Origin of the sequence: Nocardia anaemiae NBRC 100462 (assembly GCF_001612725.1) — a bacterium.
Classification (GTDB): domain Bacteria; phylum Actinomycetota; class Actinomycetes; order Mycobacteriales; family Mycobacteriaceae; genus Nocardia; species Nocardia anaemiae.
In genome coordinates this window covers 88,841-104,457 of sequence record NZ_BDAZ01000046.1, presented here as the reverse complement: position 1 = coordinate 104,457, position 15,617 = coordinate 88,841, and the positions used below count along the sequence as shown (strand labels likewise).

The window sequence follows — 15,617 nt, the reverse complement described above, 5'->3', positions numbered from 1 at the left end:
GGCATTACCCGTCGCGGGTTCCGATCGTGCGCTGCAGCAGGATGAAGGCGAGTAGCAGGACGCCGATGAAGATCTTGGTCCACCAGGAACTCAGGGTGCCTTCGAAGCTGATGATCGTTTGGATTACGCCGAGGGTCAGGACGCCGAGTACCGAGCCGAGGACGAATCCGGAGCCGCCGGTGAGCAGGGTGCCGCCGATGACGACTGCGGCGATGGCGTCGAGTTCCATGCCGACCGCGTGCAGGCTCCACCCGGACAAGGTGTAGAGCGTGAATAGGATGCCCGCGAGTGCCGAGCAGAAGCCGCTGATCGCGTACACGGCGACCTTGGTCCTGGCCACCGGCAGCCCCATCATGAGCGCCGACTGTTCGTTGCCGCCGATCGCATACGCGGTGCGACCGAGTCGGGTGTAGTGCAGAACGACGAACGCCGCGGCGAGGATCACCAGCGCGACGATCATGCTGACCGTCAGGAACACATCCCCGCCGAGCCGGAATCGACGCTGCGCCAGATCGGTATACACCGGATCGGTGATCGTGATGGAATCCGTGCTGATCACATAGGCCAGCCCGCGCGCGAGGAACATACCGGCCAGCGTCACGATGAACGGCTGGATCTCGAAGTAGTGGATGACCGCGCCCATCGCGGCTCCGAAGAGCGTGCCGCCGACCAACATCAGCGGCATGACCAGCAGCGGCGGCCACCCGTGCACGGTCACCAGCCAGGCCGAGACCACGGTGGACAGCGCCAGCACCGCACCGACGGACAGATCGATGCCGCCGGTGAGGATCACGAAGGTCGTCCCGACGGCGAGGACCAGCAGAAAGGCGTTGTCTATGAACAGGTTCACGAAAACCTGCGGGTAGCCGAATGCCGGATAACGGATCACCCCGACGCCGTAGATAACGGCGAACAGTGCCGCGGTCGCCAGCACCGGGATGTACCGGCTGCGGTGTCCGCGAATCGTTGTTCGGCGCAGTACAGGGGCCTTGGCCGCGGCCGCGGTCAGCGCGTTCATATGGTCGCCTCCGACGGTGTCGATGGGGTGCCGACCGGTTGACGGCGACGGCGGAAAACCTTGGCGCGGAACGCCGGTGACTGGATCAGGCACACCGCGATCACCACGACCGCCTTGGAGACCAGCGTCGTCTCCGGTGGCACCCCGACGGTGTAGATCGTGGTGGTGAGCGTCTGGATCACCAGCGCTCCGAGCACGGTGCCGCCGAGCTGAAAGCGTCCACCGGTCAGCGCGGTACCTCCGATGACGACCGCGAGAATCGCATCGAGTTCGATCCACAATCCGGCGTTATTACCGTCCGCCGCAGAGACATTCGAACTGATCATCAGCCCCGCGATCGCCGCGCAGCACGCACAGACCGCGTACGCGGCGACGATCAGACCACCCGCCCGGATGCCGACCAAACGCGCCGCCTCGGCGTTGCCGCCAACCGATTCCAACAGCAGCCCGAGCGCACTGCGCCGCAACAACATCGCCAGCCCGACGAACACGGCGGCGGCGACCAGGACGGGCACCGGCAACCCGAGTAGATAGCCACCACCGATGACCTTGTACGGCGGACTGTTGACCGTGATGATCTGTCCCGAGGTAATCAGCTGTGCGACACCACGTCCGGCCACCATCAGGATCAACGTCGCCACGATCGGCTGAATCCCGAAGCGCGCCACCAGCAGCCCGTTCCACAACCCGAGCGCCACCGCCACGCCCAACGCGATCAGCACGGCGATGACGACACCTCCGGCATCGGCCTGATCCGGCATATTGCTGATGTGCAGACAGGCCAGCGCACCCGCGATCGCCACGACCGTGCCGACCGACAGGTCGATGCCGCGCGTCGCGATGACCAGCGTCATGCCGAGCGAGATCAGCACCAGTGGTGCGCCGTAGCGCAGGATGTCGATCAGGCTGCCGTAGAGGTGTCCGTCCTGGATGCGGACCGAGAGGAAGCCGGGCGTGAACGCGACGTTGACGATCAGCAGTGCGATGAGCGCGGCCGCGGGCCAGAACAGATGGTTTCGGATGATCGTCATGAAATCGCCCCGCTCGCAATGGTTTCGGTGAGGCGGTCCATCGTCAAGGTGGCATCGTTGACCAGTTCGGCGACCAGCCGCCGATCGCGCAGGATCGCCACCTTGTGACTCAGCCGCAGCACTTCCTCGAGTTCGGCGGAGATGAACAGCACCGACATACCCTCCTCGGACAGCGAGATGACCAGCCGCTGGATTTCCGCCTTGGCACCGATATCGATGCCGCGGGTCGGCTCGTCGAGGATCAGCAGTTTCGGCCGGGTGGCCAGCCAGCGGGCCAGCAGCACCTTCTGCTGGTTGCCGCCGCTGAGGAATTTCACCGGCGTATCCGGGTCGGCTGGGACGATCCGCAGCGACGTGATGTACCCGGCGACGAGTTCGTCACGCTTGCGCGCGGACAGCGGTCGGGCCCAGCCGCGCGCGGCTTGGACCGCGAGCACGATATTGTCGCGCACCGACAGGTCGAGAATCAGGCCCTGGGATTTGCGGTCCTCGGGGCAGAAGGCGATCCGATGGTCGATCGCGGTGCGTGGGGAGCGCAGTGCCGTCGGTGCTCCGGACACGCGCAGATCCCCGGTGGACGCGCGGTCGGCACCGAAGAGCAGCCGTGCCACCTCGGTGCGACCGGAGCCGAGCAGCCCGGCCAATCCGACCACCTCGCCGTCGCGGACAGTGAGATCGAACGGCGCGACGGAATTGCGTCGCCCGCCGATCCCGGTGGCCTGCAGCAGCGGTTCGTGCCGCGCCACCACCTCGGGATCCGGTTTCTCGTGTTCGATCTCGTCGAGCGTGCTCAGCGCGGTACCGAGCATGTGCGCGATGAGATCCTTCTGGGTCAGCTGCGCCACCGGATACTCACCGACCAGGGTTCCGTTGCGCAGCACGGTGGCTCGGTCGCAGATCTCGAAGATCTGATCGAGGAAGTGGGTGACGAACCCGATGGCCACGCCCTCGGCGGCGAGCCTGCGCATCACCGCGAACAGTTGCTCGACCTCGCCGGTATCCAGCGACGAAGTGGGCTCATCCAGGATGAGGACCTTCGCATCCAGGTCGACGGCTCGGGCAATAGCGATAAGCTGTTGCACCGCAAGCGAATACGAGCCCAGTTGGGCAGCGACATCGATTTTCAGATGCAGTCTGTCCAGCAGCCGGGCCGCATCGCGACGCATAGCGGCGAAGCGGATCAACCCGGCCCGCCGCGGTTCCCGTCCGATATAGATATTCTCCGCGACCGACAGATTCGGGCACAGATTCACTTCCTGATAGACGGTGCTCACCCCGGCCCGCAGCGCCTGCTGCGGGCCGGTGAATCGCACTGGGCGGCCGTCGAGTTCGATGCTCCCGGCGTCGGCGTCGTGGATTCCGGTGAGCACCTTGATCAGGGTGGATTTGCCCGCACCGTTCTCACCGACGAGTGCGTGTATCTCGCCGGGGAACAGTCGCAGGTCCACCTCGGACAGCGCGGTGACACCCGCGAAACGCTTGACGATGCCCGACATCCGAAGTGCCGGTGTGACAGTCGGCTCCGACATGCACGCCCTCCGGCTCAGTACGTCCGGGTGGGCAGCGCCGCGGCGGCCTGGTCCTGGGTGTAGACGCCCTCGTCGGTGACGATCCGCTTGGGCGTCGGGTGACCCGCCACGACCTCCTTGGTGATGTCCATCAGCTTCGGGCCGAGCAGCGGATTGCATTCGACGACCACATTGATCTTGCCGTCGGCCATGGCCTGGAAGGCATCTCGGGTCCCGTCGATCGAGATGATCTTGATGTCCTTACCCGGCTTCAGCCCGGCCTCTTCGATCGCCTGGATCGCGCCGAGCGCCATATCGTCGTTGTGCGCGTAGAGCACGTTGATATCCCGGTGCGCGGCCAGGAACGCCTGCATGACCTCTTTACCCTTCGCGCGAGTGAACTCCGCGGTCTGCGATGCGATGATCTTGAACTTCGGGTCGGCGCCGATGACCTCCTGGAAACCCTTCTTCCGGTCGGTCGCGGGCGCGGATCCGGTGGTGCCCTGCAGTTCGGCGATATTCACGGTGTCATTCGAATTCTTGGTCGCGTCGACGAGCCAATTCGCCGCCCTGCGGCCCTCTTCGACGAAATCCGAGCCGAGGAAGGTTACATACAGCGAGGTGTCGGCCGAGTCGACCGCGCGGTCGGTGAGGATCACCGGAATCTTGGCGTCCTTGGCCTCCTTCAGGACGGTGTCCCATCCGGATGCGACGACGGGGGAGAAGGCGATGACGTCCACGCGTTGCTGGATGAAGGTGCGGATCGCCTTGATCTGGTTTTCCTGTTTCTGTTGGGCATCGGCGAATTTCAGCTGTATTCCGGCTGCGGCCGCGGCGTCCTGGATGGATTTCGTATTCGCGGTGCGCCAACCGCTTTCGGCGCCGACCTGGGAGAACCCGAGTACGGTCTGGTCGCTTCCCGAGCTGCCGCAGCCGACGGCCGTTGCTGCGGTGATGACAAGTGCGCTGGCGGTGATCAGAAGCCTCTTCAACACGATCAGGCTCTCCCTTGAATTGTGAAACGTGTTGCACCGAGGTGCGGTAGTCCTGTTAGTGTTAGCGCTCACATTCTTCTAGTCAAGAGCTCGGACGGTCGTAATCTGATGGCGACGACCGGATGTCGGTTGCCGAGGTCGGCACGGCAGTCGCGCCGTGCCGCGGCGATCGGCCGTGTGAGCGTTAACCTGAGGGAACCGGGACGAGACGCTTTGGAAGGTGGGATGTGAGGGACAGGGACGGATTTGCCGCCGGGGATACCTCAACGGCGGTTCGGCCGACGGGTACGCGCCCGGCGGTCATGACCGATGTCGCCAAACTCGCCGGAGTCTCCCATCAGACGGTGTCGCGGGTGCTCAACGGCAGCGCGAACGTGCGCGCGGAGACTCGTGAGCGGGTACTGCGCGCCGTCGAACAACTCGGCTACCGCCCCAACGCCATGGCCAGGGGGCTGGTCAGCAGGCGCTCGAATATGCTCGGCGTGGTCAGCTTCGACACCATCCTGTATGGACCGGCGTGCACCCTGCTCGGCATCGAACGTGCCGCTCGCACAGCGGGTTACGGTGTCAGCATCTTCGCGCTGGAGACGGTGGACCGCTCCAGTGTGCTGGCCGCCGCGAACAGTCTGGCCGATCAGGGCGTGGACGGGATCATCGTCATCGCCCCGCAGATGGCCGCCGCCGCGGCACTGCACAATCTGCCCGAACGCCTGCTCGCCGTCGCGGTCGAGGCAGGACAGGACAGTGGCTTGCCGTCGGTTTCGGTGGATCAGGTCGAGGGTGCCCGGCTGGCCGTGCAGCATCTGCTCGATCTGGGGCATCGCACGGTATGGCAGGTCGCCGGTCCCAGTGACTGGCTGGAGGCGCGCGATCGCATCGAGGGGTGGCGACGCACACTGGAGGCCGCAGGCGCACCGATTCCGCCGGTGATCGGCGGGGATTGGAGCGCGCACTCCGGCTACGAAGCGGGCCTGCTGCTCGCCGCGCAGCCCGATGTGACCGCGGTATTCGCGGCCAATGACCAGATGGCGCTCGGCATGCTGCGCGCCTTCACCGAACGCGGTATCCGGGTGCCCGCCGACATCTCGGTGGTCGGTTTCGACGATATTCCGGAGGCCGCCTACCTCTCGCCGCCGCTGACGACCGTCCGACAGGACTTCGACGAGGTGGGCCGCCGCAGCATGCAGATGTTGTTGCGGCTCTTGGAATTCGACGGCATCACCGCCGAACCGGCATCGCCTTCGGTGCTGCCGACGCTGGTCACGCGCGACAGCACGGCGGCACCGGCCCAGCGGTGAGGGGTCAGGCCGCCGCGCGCTTCTTGTTGTAGACGTCGAATGCCACGGCGGCCAGCAGCACCAGACCCTTGATGACCAACTGCCAGTCGCTGCCGACGCCGAGCATCGACATGCCGTTGTTCATCACGCCCATCACCAGCGCCCCGACGATCGCCCCAACGACCGTGCCGATACCGCCGCTGGCCGACGCGCCACCGACGAATGCCGCGGCGATGGCATCGAGTTCGAAGTTCTGTCCGGCCTTCGGAGTCGCCGCGCCGAGCCGGGCCGCGAAGATGACACCCGCCAATGCCGCGAGCACGCCCATATTGACGAAAACCCAGAACGTATTGGCCTTGGTATTCACCCCGGACAATTGTGCGGCCTTCTCATTGCCGCCGACGGCGTAGATCCGCCGCCCGATCACCGAGCGGTTCATGACGAACGAATACAGCACGATCAAAGCGATCAGAATGACGCCGATAATCGGAATCCCGTTGTAGGAAGCCAATACGAAGCTGAATGCCAGGATGACCGCGCCGAGCGCCGCCGACTTCGCGATGAACAACGAGCGCGGTCCGGCAGGCAGACCGTAGGAATTGCGGCGCTGGCGCACCCGCCATTGCGACCACACCAGCGCCGCGACCGCGAGCACGCCGATGAGCAGGGTCAAACCGTTCAGCTCACCCACACGCAGCCGAATGGCGACTCCGTTGAACCCGGCGAACTGAACGGCATGCAGCGGCAACCAATTCGGCAGATATCCGGCCGCGATATTCACGAAGCCCTGCGGGAACGGGCCGATCGACTGACCCTGGAGCACCAACTGCGCCAGACCACGGAACAGCAGCATGCCGCCCAGGGTGACGATGAACGCCGGAATTTTGACGTAGGCGATCCAATACCCCTGCCACGCACCGATGGCCGCGCCCATCGCGATGGCCGCAAGCACGACCACCGGCCACGGCCAATGCCATTGCACAATGGCGATACCGGTCACCGCGCCGACCAGCGCGCACAGTGATCCGACCGATAAGTCGATGTGTCCGTTGATGATCACCAGCATCATCCCGATGGCCAGCACCAGGATGTAGCCGTTCTGCAGGATGACATTCGTGACATTGAGCGGGGTCAACAGGCTGACGCCGTCGGAAAGCTTCGCCGTGGTGAGGATTTGGAACAGCAGCGTGATCACCACGAGCGCCACGATCATGCCGTATTGGCGCACATTGCCGCGCAGGGTCCGGCGAAGGGCGGCCAGCGCGCCGACCTGTTTCTGCTCGACGGCCTTCGCGATAACCTCGGTGGAGCCATCGTCCTCGAGCTTGTCCAGCAACGTCATTCGGGTACCGCCTCGGCCGTGGCGGTGCCGCGCGTCATCAGTTTCATGACAGCCTCCTGTGTGGCTTCGTGTTTCGGTAGTTCACCGGTTATCCGGCCCTGGCTCATCGCGTAGACGCGGTCGCACAGGCCGAGCAGTTCCGGCAGTTCCGAGGAGATGATCAGCACGCCCTTTCCGGCGGCGGCGAGCTGCTGAACGATCAGGTAGATCTCGTATTTGGCGCCGACGTCGATGCCGCGGGTCGGCTCGTCGAGGATCAGCAGATCGGGCTCGGTGAAGATCCATTTGCCGAGCACGACCTTCTGCTGGTTTCCGCCGGAGAGATTGCCCACCTTCTGGAATACCGTCGGGGTCTTCACTGTCAGCCGAGTGCGCAGACGCTCGGCTTCGACGATCTCGCGGTGGGTGTCGATGACGGTATGCCGGGAGACCGCGGGAAGATTGGCGAGGGTCATATTGCGGCGGATGTCTTCATCGAGGATCAATCCGTATTGCTTACGGTCCTCCGAGACATAGGCGATCCCGGCGCCGATAGCGTCATGTACCGACGAAATTTTCAGCACTGCACCGTCTTTGCGAATCGTGCCGCGAATATTGCGACCGTAGGACCGGCCGAAAACACTCATCGCCAATTCCGTGCGCCCGGCACCCATCAACCCGGCGATGCCGACGATTTCACCGCGCCGCACATTCAGCGCCGCATCCCGCACGATCCGGCGGTCGGCAATGGTCGGGTGGTCGACATTCCAATCGGCGATCTCGAAGAACACCTCGCCGATCTGCGGATCCGGCCGCGGCGGGAACCGGTGGTCGAGATCGCGCCCGACCATGCCCTTGATGATGCGATCCTCGGTTACCTCCGCGGCCGCCGCGTCCAGGGTCTCGATGGTCCGGCCGTCGCGCAGCACGGTGATCGAATCCGCGACGGCCAAAACCTCGTTCAGCTTGTGCGAGATAAGGATCGAGGTGATGCCCTGCTCACGCAGTTGCCGCAACAGCGCGAGCAGGCTCGCGCTGTCGGTCTCGTTGAGCGCCGCGGTCGGTTCGTCGAGAATGAGCAATCGCACCTGCTTGGACAGCGCCTTGGCGATCTCAACGAGTTGCTGTTTGCCGACGCCCAGAGCGGCGACCAGCGTTTCGGGATCCTCGACGAGACCGACCTGCCGCATCAGCAGCATTGCCTGCCGATTGGTCTCGTGCCAGTCGACGGTCCGGCTGCGCAGCCGTTCATTGCCGAGAAAGATGTTCTCCGCGATCGAAAGCTGCGGCACCAGCGCCAATTCCTGGTGAATGATCGCGATACCCGCCGCCTCGCTGCCGCGAATATCCTTGAACGCCACATCGGCACCGTCCATGAGCATCTGCCCGCTGTAGGAGCCGTGCGGGTAGACGCCGCTGACCACCTTCATGAGTGTGGATTTGCCCGCGCCGTTCTCGCCGACCAGAGCGTGGATTTCGCCGTCGGCCACCGCGAAGTCCACCGCGTCCAGCGCCTTCACACCCGGGAATTCCATGGTGATCCCGCGCATTTCGAGAATGTGCTTGGTCATGGGCACCTTCCGGTCGTCAGGCGAAGTCGCGCTCGGAGTAGTAGCCGGACTCGATCAGCACCTTGCGGTAGTTGTCCTTGTCGACCGAGACCGGCTGCAGCAGATACGACGGCACCTTCTTCGCGCCGTTGTCGTAGGAGGTGGTGTCATTGGTTTCCGGTGTGCCGCTGGTCAAGATCGCATTGACCATCTGAACGGCGCGTTTGGCGAGGTCGCGGGTGTCCTTGAAGACGGTCATGGTCTGCTCGCCCGCGATGATCGACTTCACCGACGCCTTCTCGGCATCCTGACCGGTGACCACCGGCATCTTCTTATCGCCCCTGCCGTAGCCGACCGCCTTGAGTGCCGAGACGATGCCGATGCTGAGACCGTCATAGGGGGACAGCACGGCATCGATATTCGCGGTGGAGTAGTTGGCGCTGAGCAGGTTCTCCATCCGGGACTGTGCGGTGGCGCCCTCCCAGCGCAGGGTGGTCACCTGGTCGACGGCGGTCTGTCCGGAGCGGACCACCAGCTTGCCGGAGTCCAGATAGGGCCGGATCACCGACATGGCGCCGTTGAAGAAGTAGTAGGTGTTGTTGTCGTCGGGGGAACCGGCGAACAGTTCGATCGAGAACGGGCCCTTGCCATCGCGCAGACCGAGTCGGTCGACGATGTAATTCGCTTCCAGCACACCGACTTTGAAGTTGTCGAAGGTGGCGTAGTAGTCGACGTTCGCGGTGTCGCGGATGAGCCGGTCGTAGGCGATTACCGCGATCTTGTTCGACTTGGCCTGCTGCAGCACGCCGGTGAGCGATTTGTTGTCGATCGCCGCGATCACCAGCGCCTTGACGCCCCGGGTGATCATGTTCTCGATCTGGGAGACCTGCGTCTCGATGACGTCCTCGGCGTACTGCAGATCGGTGTCGTAGCCGAGGTCCTTGAACTGCTTGACGATATTGTTGCCGTCGGCGACCCAGCGTTCGGAGGATTTCGTCGGCATGGCGATGCCGATCATGCCGCCGGTTCCGGACGAATTCCCGCTGTCCTCAACGGAACACGCGGCGGCGGCCAACAGCGCGGCGACACCGGCGGCTCCGGCGAAGAGTCCGCGTCGGTTGATGGTGGGCATGGCACAACTCCTTGACTAGACCTGGACGAACTCGATGCCGGTGAGCTGGCAGAAGACCTGCCAGTCGGCGGCGTGGTGGCCGATATTCATGACCTGGTGGTGCGGCCCACCCGCGGTGAGCCAGCCGTCCATGCAGGCGCGCACCCCGCTCGCGGGCCGGAACTGGCCGTAGGGCATTTCCAGGGCGGGCAGGTGCTGGCTGTCGAGCACGTCGCCCTCGGCCACCACCATGCGGAACTTTTCGCCGCCGAGTGAAACCAGGCAGGCCAGCGTCGCGGGTCCCGGCCGGTAGCGGAACAGGAAGGTCGGCGGTTCGTCGAGCTTGCCGATGCCGAGTTCACGCCGGATCAGCCGGACCGGTTCATCCTCGCGCGCGATGCGCCAATTCCCTTCGCCCATATGGCTCATCAGGATCGAGTCGGAGGGGAAGTCCATCGCGTACATCTCGGTGAAATGGCCGTCGCCGATGAGCTGATGTCCCGCGTAGACCATGGCGGCGGCCATCGCATCGCCCTCGGCGCCATAGCCGTACCCCTTGGCCATCAGGCTCGACGCCGCGGCCAGCGGCAGGCGCTGGAATCGGCCGTCTTCGCCGATCGCGTCGAAATGCGTCGAGTACGCACCGTAGCCGCGGTCGGTGAGAATGCGTTCGATGGCGATCTGCATCCGGGCGTGGTCTTCGCGTTCCGCTCCGGTCAGTGCCGGATCGATGGCGAATTCGCTGTCCTCCCAAGCCATCAGCGCCGCGACCTCGTCATCGGTTACCGCTTGGCTGCCGCGGTATAGGTCGCCGGGTGCCACGAAGCTGATCTCCGGACCGAGCGCCCGCAACAGCGCGTTCTCGTCGACGCGGATATCGCCCATATCGTTCATGGCATAGCCGAATACGCCGACCTTCAGCGACCGCCATGCGGTCACCGCGCGCGCGGCGCGTGCCCAACGGTCGACGCGCACCGCGAATTCCGGGCTTCTCCAGTCGTCGGTGACGACGGTGAACGGACGGTCGGCACGAACCATCGCATTCGCGGTGTCCTGAGCGCCGTGGATGCCCTGGTTGTAGGTCATATCGGCCATATCCCAGGCCGCGGTGACGTTCGGCTCGGGTTGAATATTGGCCAGTAGCACCGGAAGTCGGTTCTCGTTGAACAACCGCGCCACCCGCATCGCCGGGCCGTAGGTGAGCATCACCACCATGACGCCGTCGAGATCGGCATTGACGAATTCGCGCATGACCGCCTCGGCGTCGCGACGGTCCTTGACCGGGCGTCCGACGGTCCAGTCGGCGAGGTCGGCGAGTTGTTCGGCGATATCGTGGGCGTAGCGGTCCTGGCGCTCGGCGATGCCCGGGATCATGTCGTCGTAGAGGGCCTGCATGATGCCGAGTAGGCCGATGCGGGGTTTCGGATTCATCGAGGACGTACTCCTTTGTCGGCGGCCGGAATTCAGTGCTGGCCGTATACGTTCTGGTAGCGGTCGTGCAGGCTGTCCACATCGGCCTGCGCGATGGGGACCGGTTCACCGAGCTGGCGCGCGATGTGCACGGTGCGAGCCACGTCCTCGCACATGACGGCCGCCTTGACCGCGGCACGCGCGTCGCGCCCGACCGCGAAGACGCCGTGGTTGCGCATCAGGACGGCGGGGGAGCGGTGCCCCGACAGCGTCGCGACCACACCCCGGCCGATATCGTCGTTGCCGATGAGCGCGAACGGACCGACCGGAATTTCGCCGCCGAACTCATCGGCCATCGCGGTCAGCGCACACGGAATCGGTTCCGCGCGTGCGGCCCACGCGCTCGCGTAGGTCGAATGGGTATGCACCACACCGCCCACCTCGGGCATCGCCCGGTAGATATAGGCGTGTGCGGCGGTATCGCTGGACGGTGCCAGATCGCCTTCGACCAGCTTGCCGTCGAAATCGCAGACCACCATCGAATTCGCGGTGAGTTCGTCGTAGGACACCCCGCTCGGCTTGATGACCAGCAATTCCTCACCCGGCACCCGGGCGGAGACATTGCCAGCGGTCCACACCACCAGCCCCCAGCGCAGTAGTTCTCGATGCAGATCGACCAGCTGCTCACGCAACCCGGTAATGGCGGTTCGACTCATGCGGTGGCGACTTCCCTTCGTGCCTCGTTGCGGATGCGTCGCAGCCGGTGCAACACCTCGGTGCCGCCGCGGCCGAAATGGTCGTGGAGGGCCTGGTATTCGGCATAGATGGCGTCGTAGGCGGCGGCGCGGTCGGGATCGGGAAGGTAGGCGTTGCGGTGCACCCGACCCATCGCCTTGGCGGCGGCACGGACATCCGGGTAGGCCCCGGCGGCGACAGCGGCATGGATGGCCGAGCCGAGCGCCGGGCCCTGATCCGAGCCGATGATCGACAGCGGTAACCGCGTCACATCGGCGTAGATCTGCATCAGCAGCGAGTTCTTCAGCAGGCCACCGGCAATCACGAGTTCGCGAACGGGAACGCCTGCGGCATTGAAGGTTTCGATGATGGTGCGGGTGCCGAAGGCGGTGGCCTCCAGCAATGCGCGGTAGATGTCCTCGGGTTTCGTCGCGAGCGTGAGGCCGACCATGACCCCGGACAGATCGTGGTCGACGAGTACCGAACGGTTTCCGCTGTGCCAATCCAGCGCGACCAAGCCGTGCTCACCGACCCGCTGCCGCCGAGCCGACTCGGTCAGATATGCGTGGGCATCCAAGCCACACGCGGCGGCCTCGGCGTGATAGCTCCTCGGCAGCGACGAGTCGACGAACCACGCGAAGATATCGCCGACACCACTCTGTCCCGCCTCGTAACCCCAACTGCCACTGATGATTCCGCCATCCACCACGCCGCACATGCCAGGCACCTCGGCGAGGTGATCACTGTTCATGACATGGCAGGTGGAGGTGCCCATCACCGCGAGCAACTGTCCGTCCTCGACCGCCTGCGCGGCGGGCGCGGTGACATGTGCGTCGACATTGCCGACAGCGACCGCGATCCCGGGCCGCAGCCCCGTCCATCCCGCTGCCCGCTCGGTCAGGCCTCCGGCACGGCCACCGAGCGGGGACAGCGGGTGGACCAGCTTGCCGACCGCGAAATCGGCGAAGTCCGGATTCAGCGCGGCGAGGTAGTCGCGGCTCGGCCAGCTTCCGTCCTGGTGAATTCCCTTGTAACCGGCCGTGCAGACGTTGCGAGTCTCCCGGCCGCACAGCTGCCAGATGATCCAGTCCGCCGCCTCGATGAAACGCTCGGCCCTGGCGTAGATCTCCGGATCCTCTTCCAACATCTGCAGCGCCTTGGCGAACTCCCATTCCGCCGAGATCTTGCCGCCATACCGGTTGATCCATGGTTCGGCCCGTTCATGGGCGAGGGTATTGATCCGATCCGCCTGAGGCTGTGCCGCATGGTGCTTCCACAGCTTCGGATAGGCATGCGGACGCCCCGCGAACTCTGGCACCCGACACAGCGGTGTCCCGTCGGCGAGTGTCGGCAGCACCGTGCACGCCGTGAAATCCGTGGCGATTCCGATGACATCGCCCGGGTCGACACCCGAGTCCACCAGCGCCGCCGGTACCGCCGTCCGCAGCACATCGAGATAGTCCTCAGGGTCCTGCAGCGCCCAATCCGGCGGCAGCTCGACCCCTGTCGCGGGTAGCGCGCGATCGATGACGCCATGCCGGTATTCGCTTACCGCACTGGCGAACTCGGCCCCATCGCGCACCCTGACAACAACTGCCCGCCCGGACAACGTGCCGAAGTCGACACCCACCACATACGTGTCCGCCACTGTGACGCTCCTAACAATGTTAACGCAAACATTGTTAGCGCGAACATTTGCTCCGTGTCAAGGACTCGGTGGTTTCGTACGTTGTGATCGCTCACGTCGAGTCGCGGTTCGGCCCAGGTGACGGCGCCGAAAATTACCGGCGGCCGGGTACCGTGGCGATGCGTTGAGGATGCTCCGATCGCAAACGCCAGCTTCGCGCACGCAATCGCCCGGACGCCGACGGATCCGTACCGGACGTAACTCCTTCGCAGGCCCTGGGTAGTGGGGCGAGGGCTCAGATCAGCCCGCGCTTCTCCGCTTCTGCGTGGTTCTCGGCGGCATCAGCATCCGGGCGGCATTCCTTGACTGTGAACTCGGAAACCATAGCGGCCGACCAGGTTCGGCCGAATTCGTGGGGCGCGAACTACCGTGCGGCGACGGCGGTCGGCGCGGGCACGTCGTCGGTCCGATCCTGCGCGCTCACCGGCGGGTACGTCGGATACTCGATGCCCGAGATGTACTGCACGGTCCGCACAACCTGGCACGAATAGCCGAATTCGTTGTCGTACCAGAGGTACAGGATCGCGGTGTCGCCGTCGACGATGGTGGCGTTGGCATCGACGATGGAGGCCGCGCGGGAGCCGATGAAGTCGCTGGAGACCACATCGGTGGCCGCGGTGTAGTCGAGGTTGCGGCTCAACGGTCCGGCCAGCGAGACCTGACGCAGATATTCGAGCACCTCGCTCTTTGTTGTCTTGCGCTGCAGCTGCAGGTTGAGGATGGCGACCGAAACATCCGGTGTGGGAACGCGAATCGAACTGCCGGTGATCTTTGCCTTGAAGTCCGGCATCGCCTTGGCCACGGCGGACTGAGCGCCGGTTTCGGTGAGCACGAGGTTGAACGGGGCGGAGCGACCACGACGGTCGGCCTTGTGGAAGTTGTCCAGCAGGTTCTGGTCGTTGGTGAACGAATGCACCGTCTCCACGTGACCACGCACAATGCTGTACTCGTCGTCCATCGCCTTCAGCGGCGGCACGATCGCATTGGTCGTGCACGAGGCGCACGAGTAGATCCGCTCCGACAGATCCAGGTCGCGGTGGTTGACGCCGTGCACGATATTCGGGATGTCGCCCTTGCCGGGCGCGGTGAGCACAACCTTCGCGATACCGGGACGCAGGTGCTGCGACAGCCCGCTGCGGTCGCGCCACTTGCCGGTGTTGTCGATCAGGATCGCTTCGTTGATCCCGTACTCGGTGTAGTCGATCGTCGTCGGATCATCGCTGTAGATGAACTTGATGACATTGCCGTTCGCGATGATCGTGTCGTTCTCGGCGTCGACCTTGATCGTTCCATTGAACTGCCCGTGCACCGAATCCCGGCGCAGCAACGATGCCCGCTTGGCCAGATCACCCTCGCCACCCTTGCGCACCACCACGGCCCGCAGGTTCAGCCCGTTGCCGGACCCGACCTTCTCGATGAGCAGCCGAGTGACCAGACGACCGATCCGCCCGAAGCCGTACAGCACCACGTCCCGAGGGCCCTGCGGCTCGGCCTTGTTGCCATCGGTGACATCGGCCAACACCGCGGCGGTGAACTCCGGAATCGACAATCCGCGCTCGTCGGTGCGATAGGCCATCACCAGTCGACCGAGGTCGATCTTGCAAGCCCCCAGATCCAACCCGCTGAGCACTTCGAGGAACGGCAGCGTCTCCTCGACCGACAGTTCCTCACCCTCGATCTGCCGCGCGAACCGGTGCGTCCGCAGAATGCTGATCACCGACTTGTTCACCAGCGAACGGCTGTGCAGGAGGATGGTCACGCCCTTCTCGCGATACAGCCTGCCGATGATCGGAATCATCGCCTCCGCCGAGGCCTCGTGAGCGTTCCAGCGGTCAAGATGGTCGGTAGTCAACACAAGCCCCTTCGATCTGTACGGTGACCGATGCTATCGAGGCCTGCACTATCACAGGGCCCGGCTCCCCTCTTGTGAGATCCGAGTCAGGTGCTGGCCAGCCCACGGTCTCCGCCCGTAGA

General features: G+C 64.7%; 12 protein-coding genes. 1 reads left to right on the top strand and 11 read right to left on the bottom strand.

The window, feature by feature from the left end; genetic code table 11:
* Positions 1-4 precede the first annotated feature (4 nt).
* The 4 genes from yjfF to NA5_RS25705 are packed head-to-tail and all read right to left on the bottom strand — an operon-like array spanning position 5 to position 4,552.
* Entirely contained in the window at positions 5-1,018 is a 1,014-nt protein-coding gene (gene yjfF, locus NA5_RS25720; RefSeq protein ID WP_084484411.1) for a galactofuranose ABC transporter, permease protein YjfF, read from the bottom strand.
* The gene (locus NA5_RS25715; protein WP_062990432.1) at positions 1,015-2,049 is read right to left on the bottom strand and encodes an ABC transporter permease; all 1,035 of its coding nucleotides are present in this window, start codon (positions 2,047-2,049) and stop codon (positions 1,015-1,017) included. Before NA5_RS25715 ends, yjfF begins: the two co-directional genes overlap by 4 nt.
* Complete coding sequence (locus NA5_RS25710; RefSeq protein WP_062990430.1) at positions 2,046-3,578, bottom strand: sugar ABC transporter ATP-binding protein; 1,533 nt, start codon at positions 3,576-3,578, stop codon at positions 2,046-2,048. The genes NA5_RS25715 and NA5_RS25710 overlap by 4 nt, the downstream gene beginning before the upstream one ends.
* Before the next feature lie 14 nt (positions 3,579-3,592).
* Positions 3,593-4,552, bottom strand: a complete 960-nt coding sequence (locus NA5_RS25705; RefSeq protein ID WP_062990428.1) for an ABC transporter substrate-binding protein — start codon at positions 4,550-4,552, stop codon at positions 3,593-3,595.
* A gap of 227 nt (positions 4,553-4,779) precedes the next feature.
* Between NA5_RS25705 and NA5_RS25700 the strand changes: the two genes are divergently transcribed.
* The gene (locus NA5_RS25700) at positions 4,780-5,850 is read left to right on the top strand and encodes a LacI family DNA-binding transcriptional regulator (RefSeq protein ID WP_245672395.1); all 1,071 of its coding nucleotides are present in this window, start codon (positions 4,780-4,782) and stop codon (positions 5,848-5,850) included.
* Positions 5,851-5,854: 4 nt separating this feature from the next.
* Here the strand turns inward: NA5_RS25700 and mmsB are convergent, their stop codons facing one another.
* From mmsB to NA5_RS25665, 7 genes are all read right to left on the bottom strand, one after another.
* On the bottom strand, positions 5,855-7,171 hold the full coding sequence (gene mmsB / locus NA5_RS25695; RefSeq protein WP_062990423.1) for a multiple monosaccharide ABC transporter permease: 1,317 nt from the start codon (positions 7,169-7,171) through the stop codon (positions 5,855-5,857).
* Positions 7,168-8,721: a multiple monosaccharide ABC transporter ATP-binding protein gene (gene mmsA / locus NA5_RS25690; RefSeq protein WP_062990421.1), complete on the bottom strand. Its 1,554-nt coding sequence runs from the start codon at positions 8,719-8,721 to the stop codon at positions 7,168-7,170. The genes mmsB and mmsA overlap by 4 nt, the downstream gene beginning before the upstream one ends.
* 16 nt (positions 8,722-8,737) lie before the next feature.
* A complete protein-coding gene (gene chvE, locus NA5_RS25685) occupies positions 8,738-9,832 on the bottom strand; it encodes a multiple monosaccharide ABC transporter substrate-binding protein (protein WP_084484410.1) in 1,095 nt (364 codons plus the stop codon).
* Between the two features lie 15 nt (positions 9,833-9,847).
* Complete coding sequence (locus NA5_RS25680; protein ID WP_062990419.1) at positions 9,848-11,242, bottom strand: L-fucose/L-arabinose isomerase family protein; 1,395 nt, start codon at positions 11,240-11,242, stop codon at positions 9,848-9,850.
* 32 nt (positions 11,243-11,274) lie between these two features.
* Positions 11,275-11,937, bottom strand: coding sequence for an L-ribulose-5-phosphate 4-epimerase (locus NA5_RS25675; RefSeq protein ID WP_062990418.1), 663 nt, complete (start codon positions 11,935-11,937; stop codon positions 11,275-11,277).
* Positions 11,934-13,604: a ribulokinase gene (gene araB, locus NA5_RS25670; protein WP_084484409.1), complete on the bottom strand. Its 1,671-nt coding sequence runs from the start codon at positions 13,602-13,604 to the stop codon at positions 11,934-11,936. Before araB ends, NA5_RS25675 begins: the two co-directional genes overlap by 4 nt.
* A 403-nt stretch (positions 13,605-14,007) precedes the next feature.
* Entirely contained in the window at positions 14,008-15,495 is a 1,488-nt protein-coding gene (locus NA5_RS25665) for a glyceraldehyde-3-phosphate dehydrogenase (RefSeq protein ID WP_062990492.1), read from the bottom strand.
* Positions 15,496-15,617: the final 122 nt, after the last annotated feature.

Bases quoted from the DNA above. Each gene is read 5' to 3' on its own strand.
- yjfF (WP_084484411.1), bottom strand. From the start codon at position 1,018: ATGAACGCGCTGACCGCGGCCGCGGCCAAGGCCCCTGTACTGCGCCGA.
- NA5_RS25715 (WP_062990432.1), bottom strand. From the start codon at position 2,049: ATGACGATCATCCGAAACCATCTGTTCTGGCCCGCGGCCGCGCTCATC.
- NA5_RS25710 (WP_062990430.1), bottom strand. From the start codon at position 3,578: ATGTCGGAGCCGACTGTCACACCGGCACTTCGGATGTCGGGCATCGTC.
- mmsB (WP_062990423.1), bottom strand. From the start codon at position 7,171: ATGACGTTGCTGGACAAGCTCGAGGACGATGGCTCCACCGAGGTTATC.
- mmsA (WP_062990421.1), bottom strand. From the start codon at position 8,721: ATGACCAAGCACATTCTCGAAATGCGCGGGATCACCATGGAATTCCCG.
- chvE (WP_084484410.1), bottom strand. From the start codon at position 9,832: ATGCCCACCATCAACCGACGCGGACTCTTCGCCGGAGCCGCCGGTGTC.
- NA5_RS25680 (WP_062990419.1), bottom strand. From the start codon at position 11,242: ATGAATCCGAAACCCCGCATCGGCCTACTCGGCATCATGCAGGCCCTC.
- NA5_RS25675 (WP_062990418.1), bottom strand. From the start codon at position 11,937: ATGAGTCGAACCGCCATTACCGGGTTGCGTGAGCAGCTGGTCGATCTG.